Source organism: Variovorax brevis (assembly GCF_030317105.1).
GTDB lineage: Bacteria > Pseudomonadota > Gammaproteobacteria > Burkholderiales > Burkholderiaceae_C > Variovorax > Variovorax brevis.
The window spans coordinates 178,877-199,259 of the sequence record NZ_JASZYG010000001.1 but is presented as its reverse complement, the minus strand read 5'-3'; the positions used below and the strand labels follow the sequence as shown (position 1 = coordinate 199,259).

The window sequence follows — 20,383 nt, the reverse complement described above, 5'->3', positions numbered from 1 at the left end:
CCAACGGCGCGACGGTCAAACCTTGATCACGTACTGCTGGTTGTCCTGCGGGTTCTTGATGAGGTTGCACACCGCGCTGGTGTCCGAGGGCGGCGCCTGGTTGAAGGTCTCCAGGATCTTGAACTTCTTGTCCTGCACCTCCGCCAGGCTCACGTTCAGCACGCAGTGGTGCGTGGCCGGGTCGATGGTGACCTTGCCACTGGGCCCTTCGATGCCGATGCCGGTCTCCAGCGCCGTCGTCACCTTCAGCGGCTCGATGGAACCCGCCTTCTTCACGCCCTCGGCCCACAGCTTGAAGCCCTGGTAGGTGCCGGTCGCCAGTTCCGTCACGTTGGGGTAGTCCGCGCCGAAGCGCTTGTGCCAGCGTTCCAGGTACGCGGTGTTCGACGGGTTCTGCAGGCTCTGGAAATAGTTGTATGACAGCAGGTAGCCATTGGCCTCTTCGGCCGACAGCACGATCTGCTCGTTGCCCACGCCGAAGGTCGACGAGGCCAGCGGGATCTTCTTGTTCAGGCCCGCGGCCGCCCATTGCCGGTAGAAGGAGATGTGCGCGCCGCCCACCAGCGCGGAGAAGAGCATGTCGGGCTTGGCGGCTTCGACCTTCGAGATGGTCGGGCCAAAGTTGGTGACGTCCAGCGGAAAGAATTCGATGGCCACCGTGGAGCCGCCGTTGTCCTGCGCGAACTTCTTCACCCACTGCGAGGTGATCTGGCCGTAGTTGTAGTCGGCCGCCACCACGTAGATCTTCTTGCCCCACTTCTTCATCGCATAAGGCACGAGCTTGCCGACCGTTTGCGCAGGCGTCACGCCGGTGCAGAAGATGCCGCGGTCGCACACGCCGCCTTCGTACTGCGTGTTGTAGAAGTAGAGGGTCTTCGCCCGGTCGAGCACCGGGCGGATCACCTCGCGCGATGCGGAGGTGATGCCGCCCATGACCACGGCCACCTTGTCCTTCAATGCCGCCTGCTGCGCGAACTGCGTGTAGAGCTGCATGTTGGACTGCGGGTCGTAGCTGATGAGCTTGACCTTGCGACCCAGCAGCCCGCCGGCCGCGTTCTGCTCCTCGATGGCCAGCGTGAGCGCATCCAGCATCGGCTTGCCGTAGATGTCCAGCCCGCCCGACAGGTCATGGATGCTGCCTACCGCGATGTCATCGGCCGCGAACGCCGAAGAAGGCAGCAGCAAGCCGGCGCTGCCGACCGTGGCCGCGTAGCCCGACGCATAACCCGAGGCCTTGATGAATTGACGACGGTCCATGGGAATTCCCTCCGGGGAGTTGAGTTGTGGATGTGGCTTGCAGACAGGTTCAGAACGTCTTCCAGTCGCCCGACTGCTCGAAGGCCAGCGCCGCGCGATAGATGGTGCCCTCGTCGTAGTCCTTGCCGATGAGCATCAGCCCCACAGGCAAGCCATCGACCAGGCCGCAGGGAATGCTCATCGCCGGATGGCCGGTGATGTCCATCACGCAGGTGTTGGGCAGCATCTCGAAGGCGCGCTGGATCACCTCTTCCAGCGGGGCATCGGGCTTGGGCAAGGGCGTGGCCGTGAGCGGCAGTGTGGGCATGAGCAGCAGGTCGAAGTCGCTCAAGGCCGCTTCGTAGGTCTGCTTCAGTTGGCGCGTCAGGTTCTGCGCCTTCCCGTAGTAATGGCCGGTGTAGTTCTGGATGAAATATTCGCCCAGCACCATCGTGAGCTTGAGCGTTTCCGACAGTTCGTCGGCGCGCTTCTTCCAGCCGTTGTGATAGTCGATGAGCGCCGTGTCGAACAGGCCCTTGTAGTTGAAGCCGTAGCCGTTGTCTTTCATCATCTGCTGCGTCGCGCCCTCAGCGGCAATGGGCAGCCAGATGGCGGGGCCGACGGCATGCATCGGCAACGAGAACTCGGTGACGACGGCCCCTAGCTTGGCCAGTCGATCCGCCGCGGCGCGCACCTTGGCATCGACCTCTGGCATCGACTGCGGCCAGCCGAAGCCTTCCTTGACGACTCCAATCTTCATGCCCTTGACGCCGCCCTTCATCAGCTCGGTATAGGCCTTGGCACCCTGCCCCGCGTGCTGGCGTGGATCGAGGCCGTCCGGGCCGGCGAGCACTTCGAGCATCAGTGCGTTGTCGGCCACGGTGGCCGTCATGGGTCCGGTGTGGTCAATGGTGACTTCGATGGGCATCACGCCCGTGTACGGCACGAGTCCGTGTGTGGGCTTCATGCCGTAGATGCCGCAATACGACGATGGCATGCGGATGGAGCCGCCCTGATCACCGCCGATCGCCATGTCGACTTCGCCAGCCGCGACCAGCGCCGCACTGCCGGAGGACGACCCGCCCGCGGAGTAGCCGTGCTTGTGCGGGTTGTGCACCGGCCCGCTGGCGCTGGTGTGCGAGCCGCCCGAGAAGCAGAACAGTTCGCAGACCGCCTTGCCGGCAATCGTGGCGCCGGCATCGAGCAGCCGCGTGATGATGGTCGCGTCGATGGTCGGCACGAAGCCTTCCATGGTGCCCGAGCCATTCATCATGGGCACGCCCGCCACGCAGACGTTGTCCTTGATCGCGACCGTCTTGCCGGCCAGCTTGCCCGATGGCGCGCCCTTGATGGTCGACTTGACATACCACGCACCATATTTGTTTTCATCGCCAGTCGGCTTGTATGACTCGCCCCGTGCGTACTTCACGGCCGGCAGGAAATCAGGCATGGCGTCGACGGCGTCGTAGGCGTCGAAATTGGGTTGCAGCAGGGCCAGGTACGCCTCGGCCTTGGCTGCATCGAGGGTGATGCCCAGACTCTTGGCAATGGCCTGGATCTGGGAGGAAGAAGGACGAACTACTGCCATGTGGAACTCCGTCAGCGAATGAAGGAATGGCGCCCGAAGGTCTCACGCAATGGGCGTCGGTCGTCTGCGCCTTGCTACCCGTCTGCGGCTGGCGCGAGGCCATTGTCCCGACTATATTTTCCAAGTCAAGTATTTATTTGCCTTGGAAACTAAGTAAGCGTGCGCCCCCGCGCCATGCGCTCAGAGCCGGCTCATGACGCGAAACACGTGGCCGTCGGCGACGGCGATGTAGACAGGTGCGATGTTGGTGCCGTCGCTGGCATACACGGCTTCCCGCGCGCTGCGGTAGGCCCACTGCGCGCGGCTGGCGTGGCTCCATTGCGAGCGTTCGATGAGTCCGCGCTCGAAGAGGGACGCCAGGAAATGCACGCCCTCGTAGGTCGACTGGCCCAGCGAGTTGAGCGTCGGTGCACGGTCGCCGAAATGCGCGTGATAGCGCTCCTTGAACGCAATGTTTGCGTCGGTCGTCAGCGCCGCGAAATAGCTCGACGCCACGTACAGGCGCTGCGTGTTGTCCGCGCCGATGGCCAGCAGTTCGTTTTCCTCGATCGCGCATGACAACCGCAAGGCCTTGCGGGCCATGCCGTCTTCGCCGAAAACGCGGTTGAAAGCGATCGCGTCTTCGCCCACGAGCGAGACCAGCACGGCGTCGGCCCCGGCGCGGCGTATTGCCTCCAGGTGCGCCGAGAAATCAATGGTGTGCATCGGCACGTATTGCTCCGACACCACCTCGGCGCCGCATTGCGCGATGTAGCCGCGCGCCAGTTGATTCGACACGTGCGGCCACACGTAGTCATTGCCCAGCATGGCCCAGCGCCGCGGCCTTTCATTTCGCGCGAGCCACGCGATGGCGGGTTGCAGCTGCCGCGCCGGCGTGTCGCCAATCGCGAAGACACCGGGCGTGCACTCGCCGCCTTCGTAGAGCGGCGTGTAGACGTAGGGAATCTGCCCGCCCACGGCCGACAGCACACGCTGCCGCACGCCGCTGGTGTGCATACCGATCAGTGCGTCCACCTCGCCGGACTGCACGAGTTCGCCCACGACGTTTTCCAGCGTGGTCGAGTCGTCGTCCGCGTTGATGGCAATCAGCCGGCAGGCACGCCCGCCCATGCCGTTGCCGCGGTTGAGCTCGGCGGCCGCCAGCTTGGCAGACGCCAGCGCCGACGGGCCCCAGATGCCCGTGAGACCGCCCAGCGGCACGCACAGGCCGATGTGCAGGTCCGCACGCGGCGCCAGCCTGTCTTCGATGGAAATGGCGCCGGGCCACGCCGGCGACGAGGCTTCGCCCTTGCCGCCAAAGCACTGCCATCCGATGAGCGGGTCCGAGCCGACTGACAGGGTCATGCGCTGCTCCAGCAATTGCACCAAGTGGATGCCCCGGCGGGCCTGAGTACCGGTACTTCGCACCGCGGGGCACCAATATATGCCGCGGCAAGGGGCTTCGGTCTGGTCGTTTTCGCTTACGTGCGCGTCATTGGCCGGGACCGCGGATGGCGAATTGCACGTCTTGTGCCAGCGGGCCGCGGCGCGTTCAAGCCTGCGCGATGTCGGCAGACTGGACGCGATGAATGCCACGGGCCCGCATGTCACGCCACGCGGCGTCCAGCGAGCCGCCCATGTCGATGGCGCGCGTGGCGTCCTCGACCACCCACACGTCGAAGCCTGCGCTGCGGCCGTCCAGCGCGGTCCACGCCACGCAAAAGTCCGTGGCCAGCCCCACGATGAAGAGCCGCTCGATGCCGCGTTCCTTCAGGTAGCCCTCCAGGCCGGTGGACGTGCGGCGGTCGGCTTCCTGGAAGGCGGAGTAGCTGTCCACTCCCGCGTGATAGCCCTTGCGAAGGATGAGTTGGGCGTGCGGCACGTCCAGTTCGGCATGCAGTTCGGCGTCGTGGCTGCCCTGCACGCAATGCTCCGGCCACAGCACCTGCGTGCCGTAGGCCAGTTCGGTCGTTTCGAAGGGCTCGCGGCCCGCGTGGCTGCTGGCAAAGGAAGCATGGCCGGCCGGATGCCAGTCCTGCGTCAACACCACGTTGGCAAAGGACCGCGCCAGGCGGTTGATGACGGGCACCACTTCTTCGCCACGCGGCACCGCGAGATTGCCGCCCGTAACGAAGCCGTTCTGGACATCGACAACGATCAGCGCACAGCGGTCGTCGGGCTGCAATGGCATGGTGAAAGTCTTCCTTCGCGGGGCACGTGGCAGTTATTTTCTTTGGAAAGCATTCGGGAATAGAATCCCTCGCGACAACAATTCTTGTCGTAAACACGATGGCCGAGCAAGACCTTTCGCAATACCTCGCCTACCTGCTGGCATCGGCTCACCGGAGCATGCGCATCGGACTCGGCCAGTCGATTGGCGATGACGAATTCAACGAAGAGCACTGGCGCATCCTGCACGTTCTCTCGGACGAGCAGGGCCGCTCGATGGGCGAACTGGCCGAGCGCGTGCTGCTCAACGGCCCTGCCCTCACCAAGAACATCGACAAGCTCGTGAGCCGCGGCGTCGTGCAGCGTGCAGCCGACCCGGGCGACAACCGCAAGGTGCTGGTCTACATCAGCGACCTGGGACTGGAGACGGTGGCCCGCCTGAAACTGCGCGTGGACGCGCACCACGACAGCATCGAGGAGACGCTGGGGCCGCGCAAGACGAGCCAGCTCAAGAAGTTGCTGGAGAGCTTTATCGCGGGGTCACGGCCGGGTTAAGGCTTCGACCTTGCCAGGAGCCCGCTGGACATCCTGGTCAGCCGCGTCAAACAGGGCCCGGTTGGTCAACCCATCCAGCTCGCCCGCCAAGCCGCCCTCGCCCTTGAAAACCGGCGGCACGCCCGCAGGCCTGCCTTGTCGAGCCGGGCGCTGTCGTCGCAGCACGCGGCCGATGGCCATCCCGATACCTTGCAAGAAACGTAAAGACATCCGCCCATTTTGCGTCGACCCCGAAAAGTGCTGAGCACGGGCACGCGGCAGCATCGCGCCGAGGCAACCCGATTCGACAAGGCAACCGAGGAGTTTGACCTCCTCGGCGTATCGCGCCGCGCGCCTCAAGTCTTCATCTTCGCGCAGTCCGTGATCTTGAACTCCACGCGGCGATCCGGCGCGTCGACGACGTCGTCCGTGCCGGTGCCCACGATGTTCTCCCTGAAGCCCATGCCCTGTGGACGTGTGCGGCTGCCAACTTCCTGCGACTCGACGGTCAGCCGCTGCTTGATGTAGACCGCCCGCTTGAGGGACAGCGCGTCGTTCACCGTCTCGCTGCCGGTCTTGCTGGTGTGCCCGACGATGTCCATGCAGACCTTCGACTTGCCGCCTTCACGGGCGATCTGCCGCAGCCACATGCCGTAGGCGCTGCTGATCTTGGGGTCAGTCCAGAACTCGGTGCCGCCCGGCGCGAACAGGAACTTGACGCCCAGCTGGTTGTACGCAATGCCGAAGGCCACCACGCGCCCGAAAGCCGTCTCCGCCTCGGCCGTCTGGCCCAGCTTCACGTGGCTCATGTAGATGCCGTTGAGAACGCGCATCTGGTCGCCGGCTGGCATCGCGAGTGCGCTTCTGTACTGCCCGAGCGCCTCCTGGTACTGCGCGTTGTTGTAGGAAGTGGTGGCGTCATTGACGACGGTGGCGGTGGCGATGCGGTCGAGGTAGGTGGCGTCGCCCTTCTGCCCCGGCGGCGTGCTGGCGGTGCGCACATAGCCGTCGATGATGGCGTCCTTCACCAGCACCGGACTGTCACGGTAATAAGGCAGCGGCTTCATGTCGACGGTGTCCTGCCGCGCCAGCGCGGACGACTGCGCGACCACGTTGCCTGACTTGATCTCGACCATCGCCAGGTTCAGCCGGTAAGCGGCTTTCTCATGCACCAGCGTGCCCGTCAGCAGGTACTGCGCCCTGGCGAGGTTGGAGGCGCGAAACGGCAGGACTTCCATCTGCTCGAAATTGCGCGTCATTCGGTCGATCACCGCCGCGTCGAGCTGTTGCGTTGCTGCCGTCTGCTGGCCTGTGCCCGCGTCGAGCGACGGGTCGAGCACGACGACGCGCTTGTTCACCTTGGCCTCGACCTTGGCCAGGACGGCAGGCATGCCCGGAATGCGCTGGGTTTGCGCCACGAGGCCGTCGGTGGCCACCACGATGGCCTGGTCGAAAGGCAGCGCGTTGTTGCTGACGCTCGCCACCGGGGCGGCGCAGCCCTGAAGCAAAAGCGCCGCAAAGGCGCACAGCACGAGGCCGGCGATCGCGCTCGAAGTCTTGATGTCGCGTTTCATTTGCACTCCCTCCTGAGAAAAGCCACCTCATCGGCGCTGAGCGGTTCCAGCGTCGATTTCTGGACAATATCAGCGCACCGCGCCGGTCTGCCTCCTGCGTTGTGGGGAGGAACCGCGGCGACCTCGGACTGCGATGCGCGCCTGGATTCCGTCGGCGGGCGGGCGCTTGCGACCGCCTTCGGGCGCTCTGTTGGAGGCGATGGCGGCGCGGTCGTCGCGGCAGTGCGAGGCCGCTGCGAAGAAGTTGCCGGAGGCTCCCTTGCAATGGTTGCGTCCTTTGTCGATGGCGCTTCTTTCGGCAGCAACACATCGCGGGCCGATGGCGCCTGCAGTGTCGGCACGGCGTCCCTGGCGGGCGTCGAATCCCTTGCCGCCATCGACGGCGTCGGAGACGGCGCCGGTGCCAGCGCGGGCACGGGTGCGGGAACTGGCGCCGGCAACGGTATCGGCGACGGAACTGGCGCCGGCGTTGCCGCGGCCTCCCTGGCCGGCGCAGGTGCCGGTGCGGGTGTCACGCCCGGACTCGCGCTGCCGCCAGACGACTGACGGCTCTCTTGCGCCGGCGATGTGGCCGGCGTGGTCGGAGAGCTACCGCCCGACTTCCACCACCACACCGCCCCGCCCGCCATCACCAATGCGGCAGCCAAGGCAGAAGCCAGCAGCTGCCATCGCCGGGCGGGAGCGCCTTCGCGCACCGTCGGGACGATCGTCGTCGGTGGATCGGCAACTGTTGCCTGGCTCCGGGTCGTCGTGCGCAAGGTGGAGGTCGCCAACCCATGCCCGCTGCCATCGCCCAGCGGCGTGAAGCCCGAGCCCCGAAAGCGCAAGGTGTGACCCGGCTCCAGGCCTTGGTCCAGCATCTCGACGAATTGCGCCACGTCTTGCGGCCGATCCTGTGGCTTGAGCGACAGCGCGGCATCGACGGCATGCAGGAAGCCCTCCCCGTAGCGCCCCGCGAAGGTCTTCGCCAGCGGCTGCATCGTGTCATGCATGACGCGTTCCACCGACGGGATCGGCGGACGCCCGGTGATGGCGTAGTGCACCACCCCCGCCAGCGCATAGAGGTCGGTCCACGGCCCCTGCAACATGGAGCCGCCGTACTGCTCGATGGGTGCGTAGCCCGGCTTGAGCACGGCCGTCAGCGCCTGCGTCATGTCGCTGATCACCCGCCGCGCCGCGCCGAAGTCGAGCAGCAGCGGGCCCGAGGCGGTGAGCAGGATGTTGTCCGGCGCGACGTCCCGGTGGTAGCACTTCTCCCGGTGGATGACCGCAAGCGCGGCGAGCAGCGGATGCATCCACTCGCGCAACTGTTCCTCGGTCGCCGGCCCGTTCAGCGCCTTCAACGCCGCCTTGAGGGTCGGCCCTTCGTAATAGGGCATCGCCATGTAGGCGGTGCGATTGGATTCCCAGAAGCGCAGCACCTTGACCAGGGCAGGATGGTCGAAGCGTGCAAGCAGCCGCGCCTCGTTGACGAAGCTCTTGAGGCCCGCCTCGAAGGTTTCGCGGTACTGCTCGGCGCGCACGGACACACCGAAAGAGGTATCCCCGCGCACCGCCAGCGAAGACGGCATGTATTCCTTGATCGCCACATGGCGCTCGAGCGCCGCGTCCCACGCCAGGTAGACGATGCCAAAGCCGCCCTCGCCAATCGACCGCGTGATGCGAAAGCCTTCGATCAGCGTGCCCTCGGGCAGGGTGTGGTCCTTGAAGGTGGCGGTGATGGTGAGGCGCTCCGGCGGGCCTGAGACGACAGCACTTTGCCCACCGCCCGTGATGAAGGTGCGTTCGTCGTCATTGCCAGGAGAGCCACCTGGGGTCATGGCGACAAGCATTGCACAGCGCGGCGCGCTTGGACAGAGCATTGCCCTGTACAAGCGGCATAGGTCAAGCGATCAACGCCTTGAGCTTGTCGGGCGTCAGCGGCACGCTGCGAAGGCGAACGCCTGTGGCATCGAAGACTGCATTGGCAAGCGCCGCGGGCACCGGACTCGACGCCGCCTCGCCCGCGCCCAGGGGCGGATCGCCCGGCCGCTCGATGAGCGCGATCTCCAGCCGAGGCACCGCGGGAAAGCGCAGCAGCGGGTAGCTCGCCCAATCAGTGCTCGTCACGCGTGAGCGATCGAAGGTGGTTTCCTCGTACAGGGTGCGCGACAGGGTCTGCAGGATGTTGCCCTCCACCTGCGCGCGCACCGCGTCGGGGTTGATCATCAGGCCGCAGTCGTGGGCGCAGCACACGCGGCGCACGGCAATCCCGCCCGTGCCGCGATCCACCTCGACCTCCATCGCGATGGCCACGATGGTTTCGCTGTTCTTGTAGTGGATGTAGGCGATGCCGCGCCCCGCACTCACGTTGCCGCGAGCGGATCCGGTCGCCGGCGACGGCCGCGCTTGCCAGCCGATCATCTGCGCGGCCCGGCGGATCACCTCCTGGCCGCGCGGGTTCGACAGATCGCGCAGGCGGTAGGCCACCGGGTCGATGCGGGCCTTGGCCGCGAGTTCGTCGACGAAGCTTTCAACGGCGAAGCAGTTGGCCACCTTGCCCGGCGCACGGATGTTCGACGGCCGCAGCGGCGCAGGCCCCAGCCAATGGGCCGAGACCTTGACCGCCCTGGCCGCATACGGCGGATCGCCGTTCTGCGAGACGAGGCCTGTGGCCTGCCCCACCGGCTGCTTCATGCCCGCTGCGAGCGGCGAGAGCAACGGAATCCATTCCAGGTTGGCGGTGGCGCGCGGCACCCACATGTCGGTTTCCCACGCGTCGATGCGGCCGTCGGGCAGCAGCGTCGCTTTCATGTCGAGCAACTGCGGTGGGCCCTTGGGATCCCACGCGAGTTCATCCTGCCGGCTCCATTGCACCCGCACGGGCTTGCCGACCGCCTTGGACAGCAGCACCGCGTCCGCGGCCGCGTCGTCGTGTCCGTTCATGCCGTAGCAGCCGGCACCGTCGAGGTAGATCACCCGCAGCTTGTCCGGCGTCATGTCGACCAGCGCCGCAAAGATATTCAGGAAGCGATGGCTCGCTTGCGACGCCGTCCACACCGTGCCGCCGTCCGCCCGCACATCGGCCACGGCGCATGACGGCCCGATGGAGCCGTGCGACTGGATCGGCCACGAATAGGTTGCACGCGCCACGTCGGTGGCCTCGCGCAGGTCGGCGATGCGCTGCGCGTCGCCCTTGGCGGCGATGACCTCTTCCGCCACGAAGGGGCCGGCGCGGGCCCAGTCCACCAGCGCCGTGTGGCCGACCAGCGGCGCGCTGTCGCTCCACTGCACCTTCAGTTCGCGCGCCGCGCGCACGGCAGCCCATTCGTCATTGCTGACCACGCCCACGAAATCGGCGATGCGCACCACGCGCACGCCCGTCAGGCGCACCACCGACGCCTCATCGACCGACAGCACCCTGGCACCCACCGAAAGCGGACGCACCACGCGACCGTGCAGCATGCCCGGCACGACGTGGTCGTGCACGTAGACGTGCTGGCCCGTCACCTTGGCCGGCACGTCGGGGCGAGGAAGGGATTTGCCGACGAGCACGTATTCGGACCACGGCTTCAGAGGCGCCTTCGGGTTCATCTTGACGTCGAAGCTGCGCCCGCCGACGAGTTCTGAAACGGCGACGCGCCGGCCGTCCGCGGCACGTACCGCGCCATCGACGAGCTTCAGTTGCTCTGGCGACGCTTGCAACTGTTGCGCGGCCATGGCCAGCAGGGCTTCACGCGCCGTCGCCGCCGCCTGCCGCAACTCGACGCCGCCGCGCATCACGCCCGTGCTGCCGGCCGTCGGACCCTGGTTGGGCGTGAGCAGCGAATCGCCTTCGATCAGGTCGATGCGCTCGACCGGCACGCCGAGTTCCTCGCCCACCATCTGGCGCATGGCGATGCGGTGCCCGGTGCCCAGATCGACCTTGCCGGAGCACACGAGCACACTGCCGTCCTTGCGGATGGCCAGGAAGGAATCAAGCTGATCCAGCGCCAGCGGCCGCCGTGCGGCAGGTGCAGCGGCAGCACCTTGGGCCAGCGAGGGCATCGAGGGAACGAGGCTGAAGCCCACCACCATGGCGCCCGCCTCCAGCAAGCCGCGCCGCGTCAGGCCCGCACCGCGCGCTCCAGATGAAAGGCTTGTCATGCTCATGCCCTCCCCGCATTGGCCGCCCGCTCGATGGCACGCAGCACCCGGTCGTGCGAGCCGCAGCGGCAAAGATTGCCGGCGAGCGCCTTCTGGGCTTCTTCGCGCGTGGGCCTGGGTTTTTGCTGAAGCAAGGCCACGGCGGTCATCACCATGCCGTTGGTGCAGTAGCCGCACTGGGCCGCCTGCTCGGCAATGAAGGCGGCCTGAACGGCGTGCGGCTTGTACGGCGTGCCCAAGCCTTCCTGGGTAACGATGCGCCGGCCCGCCGCGCTGCTGATGGAGACTGTGCACGAGCGCGTGGGTGCGTTGTCCAGCAGCACGGTGCACGCGCCGCATTGCCCCAGGCCGCAGCCGAACTTTGCCGCGTGCAGCCCCAAGTCGTTGCGCAAGGCGTAGAGCAAGGGCATGTCGGGATCCCACGCGTCCACGTTTCGCGGGGTGCCATTGACGTCCAGGGTCACGGTGGGCATGGGAGCCTTTCCTTGGCGCGGCGATGCGCCTGCGAATTATCACGATGCTCCCGAAGCATCGTGCGCGCGAGGAAACCCCAATGCGGGTGGCGAAAGAAAGCGCCTCCGGTCAGAGGCGCAGGCGTCAGAGATCTTCGATGACCAGCGCGCGGTATCGCTGCGCCATCGAATAGGGATGCTGCGCAACGATCTCCATCACGTGCTCGGCAATCTCCTTGTCCGGCGTGCGCACCAGCAGCCCGCCGTGGCCCTGCCGCGCCAGCGAGGTGTAGGCCCGCACTGTCGCGCCTTCGGTGCCAGCGGAAGGCAAGGGATCGTCCGAGCCTGCGACGGTCGGGCTGATCTGGGTGAGGATGGCCTGAGGCGAGGCCAGGAAGACCTCGTCCACGTCGTCCAGCTCGGTCAATAGTTGCTCGCCGACCGTCTGCGCCGTGGCCTCGTCCGGAAACATGATGAAGGAATAGCCGGTGGGATAGAACGCACCGCCCAGTACGGCACGCATGCTCGAATCGATGCTGAAGGGTTGGACCATGATGATTCCCGGGTTGGAGGAGTTCCCGCAGGATCCCTCCGCCGGCCAGCCCGGCGCGTAGGAAAAGCATGAGCGCGCCTGTCAATCCAGGCGCACGTGCCGCGCCAAGCCGCCTGCCCGCCCGCCGGACCCGAGGCGGTGTGAAAAAGTCACATCGACCGGGCGCATTGCGTACTCCACGCCGCGGGCGGCAAGCCCTAAATTTGCGCACATGGAAAGCGCAACGGCAGCGCGGTCCGAATCACCGGAGTCACTTGATCATGACCTTCACTTCAAGCCACCTGATTCGCTCCCTCGGCGCCCTGGCGCTGGCCGCCGCAACGCTCTCCATGGCGCAGACTGCCGCCGCCGCCGACTCCGACCGCACCTACCTGAGCAAGCCTGAGATCCAGGTGAGCCTGATCGGCAAGGGCATCCTGTCGAAGAACCTGCAAAGCGGCATGCTGTCGCACTGGGAATTCCGCCCGGACGGAACCGTGGAAGCCGTCAACCGCACCGGCATCGGCCGCGCCACGGGCACCTGGAGCATCCGCGACGACGGCCAGATGTGCGTCAAGATGATGAACCGCACCGGCTGCCGCTACTGGTTCCGCAAGGGCGATGCACTGGCCAACGCCGACACCAATGCACCCGACGCGCAGACCGTTGCCGAAGTGCGCTTCGAGTAACTACTGCATCTTCGAGAAAGCCGTCGGCGTCAGCAACTTGTTGTGGATCTCGGCGACGATCGGGCCGTCCTTCTCGGTCTCGCCTTTCGCGCTGAGCCATTCGGCGTCCGCAATGAAGATCGCCCACTTGGCCTCGCGCTCGGCCAGCGACTCCCACGCGATCATGTAGGTGAGTTCGCCGATTTCGGATCCGCCCACCAGCGTGGTCCAGAAGCCGACGTGCTTGATGCCGAGCCGGTCCCAGATGCCGGTGGTGTGGTCCTTGAAGCGCGCCACCACGTTCGGCAGGCGACCGGGCATCGCGCGATAGACGCGCAACTCGTAGATCATGGAAATCTCCGGATGGTTGGTTCGAACGCGCCTTTATGGCCGCGGTTCGCGCCAGCGCCCATAGGCGCTTTCCCTCGCGGCAACGCACCGCGAGGGCTCCGGAAGATCGACCGGATCAGGCCGTCACGGCCTTCAGCGCATCGTTGAAGGTCGCGCTCGGGCGCATCACGGCCGCCAGCTTGGCCATGTCGGGCTTGAAATAGCCGCCGATGTCGGCCGGCTTGCCTTGCACCACCTTGAGCTCGTCCACGATCTTCTGCTCGTTGGCGGCCAGCGACTGGGCCAGCGGCGCAAAGTGGGCCGCAAGCTCCTTGTCCTGCGTCTGGGCGGCGAGCGCCTGCGCCCAGTACAGCGCCAGGTAGAAGTGGCTGCCGCGGTTGTCGAGCTCGCCGGTGCGGGTGGACGGGCCCTTGTTGTTGTCCAGCAGCATGCCGGTGGCGGTGTCCAGCGTCTCGGCAAGGATCTTGGCCTTGGCGTTGTTCGTTTTCTGGCCCAGGTCTTCCAGCGACACGGCCAGCGCGAGGAATTCACCCAGCGAATCCCAGCGCAGGTGGTTTTCTTCCACCAGTTGCTTGACGTGCTTGGGCGCCGAGCCGCCTGCACCGGTCTCGAACATGGCGCCGCCGGCCATCAATGGCACGATCGACAGCATCTTGGCGCTGGTGCCCAGTTCCATGATCGGGAACAAGTCGGTCAGGTAGTCGCGCAGGATGTTCCCGGTGACGGAGATGGTGTCCTTGCCGCGGATCACGCGCTCGAGCGAATAACGCATCGCGCGCACCTGCGACATGATCTGGATGTCCAGTCCCTTGGTGTCGTGGTCCTTCAGATAGGTGCGCACCTTCTTGATGAGCTCGGCCTCGTGCGGACGGTATTCGTCGAGCCAGAACACGGCCGGCATGCCCGACAGGCGTGCGCGGTTCACCGCCAGCTTGACCCAGTCGCGAATCGGCGCGTCCTTGGTCTGGCACATGCGCCAGATGTCGCCCTCTTCCACGTTCTGCTCGAGCAGCACCTCGCCGGTGTCGATGTCCACGATGCGGGCGACGCCGGGTTCGGGAATCTCGAAGGTCTTGTCGTGCGAGCCGTATTCCTCGGCCTTCTGCGCCATCAGGCCGACGTTGGGCACCGTGCCCATGGTGGCCGGGTTGAACGCGCCGTTGGTCTTGCAGAAGTTGATCATCTCCTGGTAGATGCGGGCGAAGGTGCTTTCGGGCATCACGGCCTTGGTGTCCTTGGGACGGCCGTCCGGCCCCCACATCTTGCCGCCCTGGCGGATCATGGCGGGCATCGACGCGTCGACGATGACGTCGTTGGGCGCGTGAAGGTTGGTGATGCCCTTGGCCGAGTCGACCATCGCCAGTTCGGGCCGGTGCTCGTGGCAGGCGTGCAGGTCCTTGACGATCTCGTCGCGCTGCGACGACGGCAGCGATTCGATCTTCTCGTAGATGCTGCTCACGCCGTTGTTGACGTTGACGCCGAGTTCGTCGAAGAGCTTGCCGTGCTTGGCGAACGCGTCCTTGTAGAACACTTTGACCGCATGGCCGAAGACGATGGGGTGCGAGACCTTCATCATCGTCGCCTTGACGTGCAGCGAGAACATCACGCCGGTCTGGCGCGCGTCTTCCATTTCGTCTTCGTAGAACTTCACGAGCGCCTTCTTGCTCATGAACATGCTGTCGATGACTTCGGCGTCCTGCAGCGCGACCTTGGCCTTGAGCAGGATGGTCTTGCCGCTGGCGGTGACCAGGTCCATCTTGACGTTGCGCGCCTTGTCCAGCGTCATCGACTTTTCGCCATGGTAGAAGTCGCCGTCGTGCATGTGCGAGACGTGCGTGCGCGACGCGGGGCTCCACTTGCTCATCGAGTGCGGGTTCTTGCGGGCGTTGCGCTTGACGGCGGCCGGTGCGCGGCGGTCGGAGTTGCCTTCGCGCAGGACCGGGTTCACGGCGCTGCCCAGGGCCTTGGCGTACTTCGCTGCGACCGCCTTGTCTTCGTCCGTCTTGGGGTCCTCGGGAAAGTCGGGGATCTTGTAGCCCTTGGCCTGCAGTTCGCGGATGGTCGCCACCAATTGGGGCACCGATGCGCTGATGTTGGGCAGCTTGATGATGTTGGTGTCGGGAAACTGCGTGAGGCGGCCGAGTTCGCCCAGGTTGTCCGGAACGCGTTGTTCCTCGGTCAGGGACTCGGGGAATTCGGCAAGCACGCGCGCGGCCACCGACACGTCGCTGGTGACGACGTCGATGCCAGCCGGCGCGGCGAAGGCCTGGATGACGGGGAGCAAGGAAGCCGTCGCCAGCAGCGGCGCTTCGTCGGTGAGGGTGTAGATGATCCTGGACTTTGCGGCTGCCATTTTTTGACCTCTTGTGCGTTAACAAACGGGCGTGAGTCGCTCACGAAGGTGTCAACTTTAGCGAGTCAGGGCGTCAGGCTCGCGAAATATTCCCAAGCGTGGGGCACGGCTACTCTGACGCATGGACCGTGCCCGCGCACTCTCTTGCTCCCTCTCCCGCTCGCGGGAGAGGGTTGGGGTGAGGGATCGGCGGTGAATTGGGGCACGGGGCTCTTCAACTGCCGCAGGCCCTCACCCCCGCCCTCTCCCGCCAGCGGGAGAGGGAGAAAAACCTCAGGAGAACAGGCCGGCGAACGACTGCCGCAGTTCGCGCTTGAGCAGCTTCCCGCTCGGGTTCTTCGGCAGCGCCTCCACAAAAACCACCTGCTTCGGTGCCTTGAACGACGCCAGCTCCCGCCCGCAATGCGCCAGGACGTCCTCCGGCGACAGCACTTGCCCCGCCTTCGGCACCACCACCGCGACCACCGCCTCGACCCATTTCGGATGCGAAACCCCGATCACAGCCACTTCCGACACCTGCGGCAGGCGGTAGATCGCCTCTTCCACCTCGCGGCTGGCAACATTTTCTCCACCCGTCTTGATCATGTCCTTCTTGCGGTCGACCACGCTGATATAGCCCTCGGCGTCGATGGTTCCCAAGTCGCCCGAATGGAACCAGCCGCCCTCAAAGGCCGCGCGGGTGCGTTCGTCATCGTGGAAATAGCCCAGCATCAGGTGCGGCGAGCGGTGCACGATCTCGCCGACTTCGCCGGGTGCCACGTCCTGCAACTGGTCGTCCACCACGCGCGTCTCGACGTTGAGCACGGCGCGACCGCAGGAGCCGGGCTTGCGCAGTTGGTCGTCCGGGCCGAGCATGGTTGCGAGCGGCGCGATCTCGGTCTGGCCGTAGAGATTCCACAAGCGCACCTTCGGCAGGCGCGACGCCAGTTCGCGCAGAACCTCCACCGGCATGATGGATGCGCCGTAGTAGCCTTTTTGCAGGCTGCCGAGGTCGGTGGTGTCGAACAGGGGCGAGCGCAGCAGCGCGATCCACACCGTGGGCGGCGCAAAGAACGAGCTGATGCGGTGTTTGGCGATCAGCGGCAGGAGGTTGTCAGGCGTCGGCTTGGCCGTGATGACGTTGGTGGCGCCCACGTAGATCGACGGGCCCAGGAACACGTCGAGCTGCGCGCAGTGGTAAAGCGGCAAGGCGTGCAGCGCCAAGTCGTCGCCCGAGATGCTCGCGTCGGCCACGCAGCTGACGTACTGCCAGATGACCGCGTCGTGCGTGAGCATGGCGCCCTTGGGCGCTGACTCGGTGCCGCTGGTGTAGACGATCTGGGCGAGATCGGTGCCGGCGAGTTCAACCTCAGGCAAGGGCGCCGACGAAGCGGCGAGCGCATCGAAGGCGATCATGCCCTCCACCGGCGAACTCGGGTCCTCCGAGGGAAGCCAGATGAATTCGCGCACCTGCGTTTCCAGCGCTGCAGCGGCGCGCGCCAGTTCGGCCAGACCTGAATCGGTGGCCAGCAGGCGCGCGCCCGAATGCTGGAGGATGTATGCGACCTCAGCCGCCTTCAGCATGAAGTTGATCGGCACCAGTACGGCGCCGAGCCGCGCGAGTGCAAAACGCAATGCGGCAAAGGCGTGCGAATTGCGCGCGAGCACGGCGACGCGGTCGCCCTTGCCAATGCCATGCGCGCCCAATCCGGCGGCGACGCGTGTGCAAACGTCGTTGAACCCGGCGTAGGTCCAGGATGTGCCGCCACACACGATGGCGGTTTTTGCGGGCGTGCGCTTGGCGCTGCGATGCAGCAGGTCAGCCAGTGTCTGGCGACGAACAATCGAATCCAATCCAGTCTCCTTGCTTTTCATCCGGCCGCGGTGCGGCCGTGAGTGGACTGGATTCTGTCAGCCGCGCGGCAGCCCGGCCATGGCGCTATCCCGCAACGTGCGGCGTTGCGGGTGTGGCGCTTGCTGGGTTTATCCGCTGCGCCTTACTTGCCCAGATAGCGGCGCACTTGCTCCACGGATACGCCCGCCGCGGCGACGGCCGAGCGCAGCTTGGCCTCCGTCACGCCGAACTCCCGTGTCCAGTAGCGCAATTCGTGTGGCTCATTGACGTTGACGCGGCTGCGATCCTGCGGGCCGCGGTTGCTGAGGTCATCGGACATGTCATCTCCTTCTTTGCAAAAGCCCAAGGTGACCGGGTCGCCGCGGGGCTGGTGGCAGGCGACACAGCGCTTGGTTGAAGGAGAAACGCTCACGGCCGCGTGCGCCTGCCTCCCGCTGGCGCGCCCAACGTCCGGGCTCGCCTCACCTACGCCCTTCGGCAGGTTGACCATCGTGAGAACTAAAGTCATAGTTTGCGTCTGATGCCGCTGTCAAATGCGCGAACCTTGTTCGCCCGGCACGAAGGGATATCGAACACATGCTTTCTCCATCCACGCGAAACCAGATGCCAGCCGGCGCACTCGCGGTGGTCCTCCTGGCCTTTTGCGCGCAGGCCATCGCGGCCGACGACTCGCAGCGCCTGAAGACCATGAGCGATTCCGAGCTCGAGGCGGGCATGAAGGCCGGCGTGCAGGTAGTGCTGCAGCGCGTGCCGATCCAGATGGAAAACCAGACCGTGCTGGTGGGCGCCGAGTACGAGCCCAACACCCGGATCGCCACTTACCACTACGTGCAGGCCGGCACCTTCGACCCCGCCGCCCTGCGCACCCGCTTCACAACGAAAAATTGCACGACACCGAACGTGCGTGCAATCTTGTCCAGGGGCATCACCTTCCGCCACCAGTTCACCGCGGGCGACCGGATGGTGGATTTCTCGGTGACGAACGGCGATTGCCGGTCGGTCAGCTGAAGCCCGTCACCGGCCCGCGTCTTCAAGGCGCGCCGAGCAGGCGCCCCAGTCTCAGCCGCGTGATGATCGCGATCTGATCGATCGCGGCCACCAGTTCGTCTTCCGTCTCGTTGTCCAGCCGCGTATGCAGGGCCTGGAATATCTGCGACTTGGTGTTCGCCAGCACCGCGATGATGAACGGGAAGCCATGCTTGGCGGCGTATGCGGCGTTGAGCCATTGCAGCGAACGCATCTCTTCGTGGCTCAGCGCATTCAGGCCTGCCTGCTCGGCGGTCGAATGGTCGGTCATCGTGCCGGCCTGCGCTTCCTTGCCTGCGAGTTCCGGGTGGCCGCGCAGGAAGGCCAGTTGCACGCCGCGGTCCGCGCTGCGCACGGAGCGGATCATGGCGTCGTGCAAGGCGTCGATGGTGGCAAAGGGCCGTGCGTGCCACGCCTGCGATGCGACCCATGCGGAATGCTCGAACACACCGCCCAGGGCTGCCACGAAGTCGGGCTTGTCGAGGTTGTTGATGCCGCGCAGGTTCGAGGCCGGCTGTTCCTTCAAGACTGCGCTCATTTGGCTTCCTTCTTCACGAAACGGGGAACGAAGGCGATGATCAGCAGCGCTGCGCACACCTCGACGGCCGAGACGATGAACAGCCCCGGCGAGAGCAAGCCCGTCGACGTCTTGATGACGCCGAGCATGTACGGTGCACCGAAACCGGCCAGGTTCGCAATCGAGTTGATCAGTGCCACGCCACCCGCGGCCGCAGCGCCTGCCAGGAAGCGACCGGGCAACTGCCAGAACACCGGAATCGCGCTCATCGTTCCGATGATGGCGACCGTCTGCGCCATGAGGGCGAGCATCGGGCTGGTCTTCATGAACACCGCCGTCAATGCCAGGCCCAAGGCGCCAAGGGCGGCCGCGTAGGCACAGTGCAGCCGGCATTCCTGCTTGCGGTCCGAATGCAGGCCGTTGTAGATCATGCCGGCGGCGCCGCAAAGGTACGAGATGGACATGATCCAGCCGACCGTCGCGGGGTTGGTGAAGCCCACTTCCTTCACCACGGAAGGACCGAAGAAAGTCAGCGACGAATTGGCCGCGATGATGCAAAAGAAGATCAGGATGAGCAGCCACATGCGGCCGTCTTTCAGCGAGGCGATCAGGCTCTCTTCGCGGTGGCCGAGCGCCTTGCCGTCGCGCGCCAGGTCGTCATGCACCAGCTTGCGCTGCTCGGCCGTGAGCCAGTGGGCCTGCTCGGGCTTGTCCGTCAGGTAGAGCCAGGTCACGAAGCCGGCGATGACCGAGGGAATGCCTTCGATCAAAAACACCCACTGCCAGCCCGACCAGCCGTTGAGGCCGTGCATGCCGTTCATGATCGTGCCCGCCAGCGGACCGCCGATGACACCCGCGATGGCCGAGGCCGACATGAAGATGCCGAAAGCCTTGGCCCGCCGCTCGCTCGGGTACCAGTAGGTCAGGTACAGGATGATGCCGGGGTAGAAGCCTGCCTCGAACACACCCATCAGGAAGCGCAGCAGGTAGAACATCGTCGGCGTCTTGACGAACATGGTGGCGATGCACACCAATCCCCAGCCGATGGTGATGCGCATGATCGTCTTCTTGGCGCCGATCTTTTGCAGCAGCAGGTTCGAGGGCACCTCGAAGAAGAAGTAGCCGAGAAAGAAGATGCCGGCGCCCAGGCCGTAGACCGCTTCGCTCCATTGCAGTTCGTCGAGCATCGTGAGCTTGACGAAGCCCACGTTGACGCGGTCGACCCAGGCCAGGACCCAGAGCACGAAGATGAAAGGGATGATGCGCCAGGTGATGCGGCGGTAAGCCGCGTCCAGCGCGCTGGTCGGCGCCGGGGGCGCGACTTGCTGCGGTATGTCCAGGGTCGTCATGAAAACTCCTCGGTTCAGCGATCAGGGTGGGATGCACGGATTGGGCCATTCGCCCCCCACAAGTGTCGATAGCTGCGCGGCATGGGAATCGCTATA

At 65.6% G+C, this 20,383-nt stretch carries 19 protein-coding genes; 3 read left to right on the top strand and 16 right to left on the bottom strand.

The features are described 5' to 3' along the window. Window positions 1–15 precede the first annotated feature (15 nt). From QTI66_RS00775 to pncA, 4 genes are all read right to left on the bottom strand, one after another. Window positions 16–1,257 (bottom strand): urea ABC transporter substrate-binding protein, encoded by a 1,242-nt coding sequence (locus QTI66_RS00775; RefSeq protein WP_286556745.1) that lies wholly within the window; start codon window positions 1,255–1,257, stop codon window positions 16–18. A gap of 49 nt (window positions 1,258–1,306) precedes the next feature. Then, on the bottom strand, window positions 1,307–2,824 hold the full coding sequence (locus QTI66_RS00770; RefSeq protein ID WP_286556744.1) for an amidase: 1,518 nt from the start codon (window positions 2,822–2,824) through the stop codon (window positions 1,307–1,309). Window positions 2,825–3,004: 180 nt separating this feature from the next. Continuing rightward, complete coding sequence (locus QTI66_RS00765; RefSeq protein WP_286556743.1) at window positions 3,005–4,168, bottom strand: substrate-binding domain-containing protein; 1,164 nt, start codon at window positions 4,166–4,168, stop codon at window positions 3,005–3,007. A gap of 187 nt (window positions 4,169–4,355) precedes the next feature. Then, complete coding sequence (gene pncA / locus QTI66_RS00760; RefSeq protein WP_286556742.1) at window positions 4,356–4,994, bottom strand: bifunctional nicotinamidase/pyrazinamidase; 639 nt, start codon at window positions 4,992–4,994, stop codon at window positions 4,356–4,358. Window positions 4,995–5,092: 98 nt separating this feature from the next. Here pncA and QTI66_RS00755 point away from each other — a divergent pair, with 98 nt between their 5' ends. Then, window positions 5,093–5,527 carry a MarR family winged helix-turn-helix transcriptional regulator gene (locus QTI66_RS00755; protein ID WP_286556741.1) on the top strand — a complete coding sequence of 145 codons (435 nt, stop codon included), beginning with the start codon at window positions 5,093–5,095 and terminating at the stop codon, window positions 5,525–5,527. Here the strand turns inward: QTI66_RS00755 and QTI66_RS00750 are convergent. The 6 genes from QTI66_RS00750 to QTI66_RS00725 all read right to left on the bottom strand — a co-directional run bounded on the left by QTI66_RS00750 (window position 5,513) and on the right by QTI66_RS00725 (window position 12,210). Continuing rightward, a complete protein-coding gene (locus QTI66_RS00750) occupies window positions 5,513–5,866 on the bottom strand; it encodes a hypothetical protein (protein WP_286556740.1) in 354 nt (117 codons plus the stop codon). The genes QTI66_RS00755 and QTI66_RS00750 overlap by 15 nt on opposite strands. Continuing rightward, window positions 5,863–7,080, bottom strand: a complete 1,218-nt coding sequence (locus QTI66_RS00745; protein ID WP_286556739.1) for an OmpA family protein — start codon at window positions 7,078–7,080, stop codon at window positions 5,863–5,865. The genes QTI66_RS00750 and QTI66_RS00745 overlap by 4 nt, the downstream gene beginning before the upstream one ends. Then, the gene (locus QTI66_RS00740) at window positions 7,077–8,900 is read right to left on the bottom strand and encodes a serine/threonine protein kinase (RefSeq protein WP_286556738.1); all 1,824 of its coding nucleotides are present in this window, start codon (window positions 8,898–8,900) and stop codon (window positions 7,077–7,079) included. Before QTI66_RS00740 ends, QTI66_RS00745 begins: the two co-directional genes overlap by 4 nt. Before the next feature lie 64 nt (window positions 8,901–8,964). Next, the gene (locus QTI66_RS00735; protein ID WP_286556737.1) at window positions 8,965–11,205 is read right to left on the bottom strand and encodes a xanthine dehydrogenase family protein molybdopterin-binding subunit; all 2,241 of its coding nucleotides are present in this window, start codon (window positions 11,203–11,205) and stop codon (window positions 8,965–8,967) included. Between the two features lie 2 nt (window positions 11,206–11,207). Further along, entirely contained in the window at window positions 11,208–11,678 is a 471-nt protein-coding gene (locus QTI66_RS00730; protein ID WP_286556736.1) for a (2Fe-2S)-binding protein, read from the bottom strand. A 124-nt stretch (window positions 11,679–11,802) separates the two neighbouring features. Then, a complete protein-coding gene (locus tag QTI66_RS00725) occupies window positions 11,803–12,210 on the bottom strand; it encodes a hypothetical protein (RefSeq protein WP_286556735.1) in 408 nt (135 codons plus the stop codon). A gap of 260 nt (window positions 12,211–12,470) precedes the next feature. Here QTI66_RS00725 and QTI66_RS00720 point away from each other — a divergent pair, with 260 nt between their 5' ends. Then, window positions 12,471–12,878, top strand: coding sequence for a hypothetical protein (locus QTI66_RS00720; protein WP_286556734.1), 408 nt, complete (start codon window positions 12,471–12,473; stop codon window positions 12,876–12,878). On the opposite strand, the gene QTI66_RS00715 is transcribed toward QTI66_RS00720, so the two are convergent. The 4 genes from QTI66_RS00715 to QTI66_RS00700 form a co-directional block, all read right to left on the bottom strand. Next, on the bottom strand, window positions 12,879–13,208 hold the full coding sequence (locus QTI66_RS00715) for an NIPSNAP family protein (RefSeq protein ID WP_286556733.1): 330 nt from the start codon (window positions 13,206–13,208) through the stop codon (window positions 12,879–12,881). It abuts the gene before it with no gap. A 115-nt stretch (window positions 13,209–13,323) separates the two neighbouring features. Beyond that, window positions 13,324–15,561, bottom strand: a complete 2,238-nt coding sequence (locus QTI66_RS00710) for an NADP-dependent isocitrate dehydrogenase (RefSeq protein ID WP_286556732.1) — start codon at window positions 15,559–15,561, stop codon at window positions 13,324–13,326. Window positions 15,562–15,834: 273 nt separating this feature from the next. Beyond that, window positions 15,835–17,415: an acyl-CoA synthetase gene (locus QTI66_RS00705; protein WP_444814933.1), complete on the bottom strand. Its 1,581-nt coding sequence runs from the start codon at window positions 17,413–17,415 to the stop codon at window positions 15,835–15,837. Window positions 17,416–17,537: 122 nt separating this feature from the next. Beyond that, on the bottom strand, window positions 17,538–17,714 hold the full coding sequence (locus QTI66_RS00700) for a DUF3606 domain-containing protein (RefSeq protein ID WP_286556730.1): 177 nt from the start codon (window positions 17,712–17,714) through the stop codon (window positions 17,538–17,540). Between the two features lie 257 nt (window positions 17,715–17,971). Between QTI66_RS00700 and QTI66_RS00695 the strand changes: the two genes are divergently transcribed. Then, complete coding sequence (locus QTI66_RS00695) at window positions 17,972–18,403, top strand: hypothetical protein (protein WP_286556729.1); 432 nt, start codon at window positions 17,972–17,974, stop codon at window positions 18,401–18,403. Between the two features lie 22 nt (window positions 18,404–18,425). Here QTI66_RS00695 and uraD read toward each other — a convergent pair whose 3' ends face one another. Together uraD and QTI66_RS00685 are read right to left on the bottom strand one after the other, a co-directional pair. After that, window positions 18,426–18,959 (bottom strand): 2-oxo-4-hydroxy-4-carboxy-5-ureidoimidazoline decarboxylase, encoded by a 534-nt coding sequence (uraD, locus tag QTI66_RS00690; RefSeq protein WP_286556728.1) that lies wholly within the window; start codon window positions 18,957–18,959, stop codon window positions 18,426–18,428. Then, complete coding sequence (locus QTI66_RS00685) at window positions 18,956–20,287, bottom strand: MFS transporter (protein WP_286556727.1); 1,332 nt, start codon at window positions 20,285–20,287, stop codon at window positions 18,956–18,958. The genes uraD and QTI66_RS00685 overlap by 4 nt, the downstream gene beginning before the upstream one ends. Window positions 20,288–20,383 lie beyond the last annotated feature (96 nt).

Excerpts from the sequence above, each read along its gene's own strand:
- QTI66_RS00775 (WP_286556745.1), bottom strand. The coding sequence starts at position 1,257 with ATGGACCGTCGTCAATTCATCAAGGCCTCGGGTTATGCGTCGGGCTAC.
- QTI66_RS00770 (WP_286556744.1), bottom strand. The coding sequence starts at position 2,824 with ATGGCAGTAGTTCGTCCTTCTTCCTCCCAGATCCAGGCCATTGCCAAG.
- QTI66_RS00765 (WP_286556743.1), bottom strand. The coding sequence starts at position 4,168 with ATGACCCTGTCAGTCGGCTCGGACCCGCTCATCGGATGGCAGTGCTTT.
- pncA (WP_286556742.1), bottom strand. The coding sequence starts at position 4,994 with ATGCCATTGCAGCCCGACGACCGCTGTGCGCTGATCGTTGTCGATGTC.
- QTI66_RS00755 (WP_286556741.1), top strand. The coding sequence starts at position 5,093 with ATGGCCGAGCAAGACCTTTCGCAATACCTCGCCTACCTGCTGGCATCG.
- QTI66_RS00745 (WP_286556739.1), bottom strand. The coding sequence starts at position 7,080 with ATGAAACGCGACATCAAGACTTCGAGCGCGATCGCCGGCCTCGTGCTG.
- QTI66_RS00740 (WP_286556738.1), bottom strand. The coding sequence starts at position 8,900 with ATGACCCCAGGTGGCTCTCCTGGCAATGACGACGAACGCACCTTCATC.
- QTI66_RS00735 (WP_286556737.1), bottom strand. The coding sequence starts at position 11,205 with ATGACAAGCCTTTCATCTGGAGCGCGCGGTGCGGGCCTGACGCGGCGC.
- QTI66_RS00730 (WP_286556736.1), bottom strand. The coding sequence starts at position 11,678 with ATGCCCACCGTGACCCTGGACGTCAATGGCACCCCGCGAAACGTGGAC.
- QTI66_RS00725 (WP_286556735.1), bottom strand. The coding sequence starts at position 12,210 with ATGGTCCAACCCTTCAGCATCGATTCGAGCATGCGTGCCGTACTGGGC.
- QTI66_RS00720 (WP_286556734.1), top strand. The coding sequence starts at position 12,471 with ATGACCTTCACTTCAAGCCACCTGATTCGCTCCCTCGGCGCCCTGGCG.
- QTI66_RS00715 (WP_286556733.1), bottom strand. The coding sequence starts at position 13,208 with ATGATCTACGAGTTGCGCGTCTATCGCGCGATGCCCGGTCGCCTGCCG.
- QTI66_RS00710 (WP_286556732.1), bottom strand. The coding sequence starts at position 15,561 with ATGGCAGCCGCAAAGTCCAGGATCATCTACACCCTCACCGACGAAGCG.
- QTI66_RS00705 (WP_444814933.1), bottom strand. The coding sequence starts at position 17,415 with ATGAAAAGCAAGGAGACTGGATTGGATTCGATTGTTCGTCGCCAGACA.
- QTI66_RS00700 (WP_286556730.1), bottom strand. The coding sequence starts at position 17,714 with ATGTCCGATGACCTCAGCAACCGCGGCCCGCAGGATCGCAGCCGCGTC.
- QTI66_RS00695 (WP_286556729.1), top strand. The coding sequence starts at position 17,972 with ATGCTTTCTCCATCCACGCGAAACCAGATGCCAGCCGGCGCACTCGCG.
- uraD (WP_286556728.1), bottom strand. The coding sequence starts at position 18,959 with ATGAGCGCAGTCTTGAAGGAACAGCCGGCCTCGAACCTGCGCGGCATC.
- QTI66_RS00685 (WP_286556727.1), bottom strand. The coding sequence starts at position 20,287 with ATGACGACCCTGGACATACCGCAGCAAGTCGCGCCCCCGGCGCCGACC.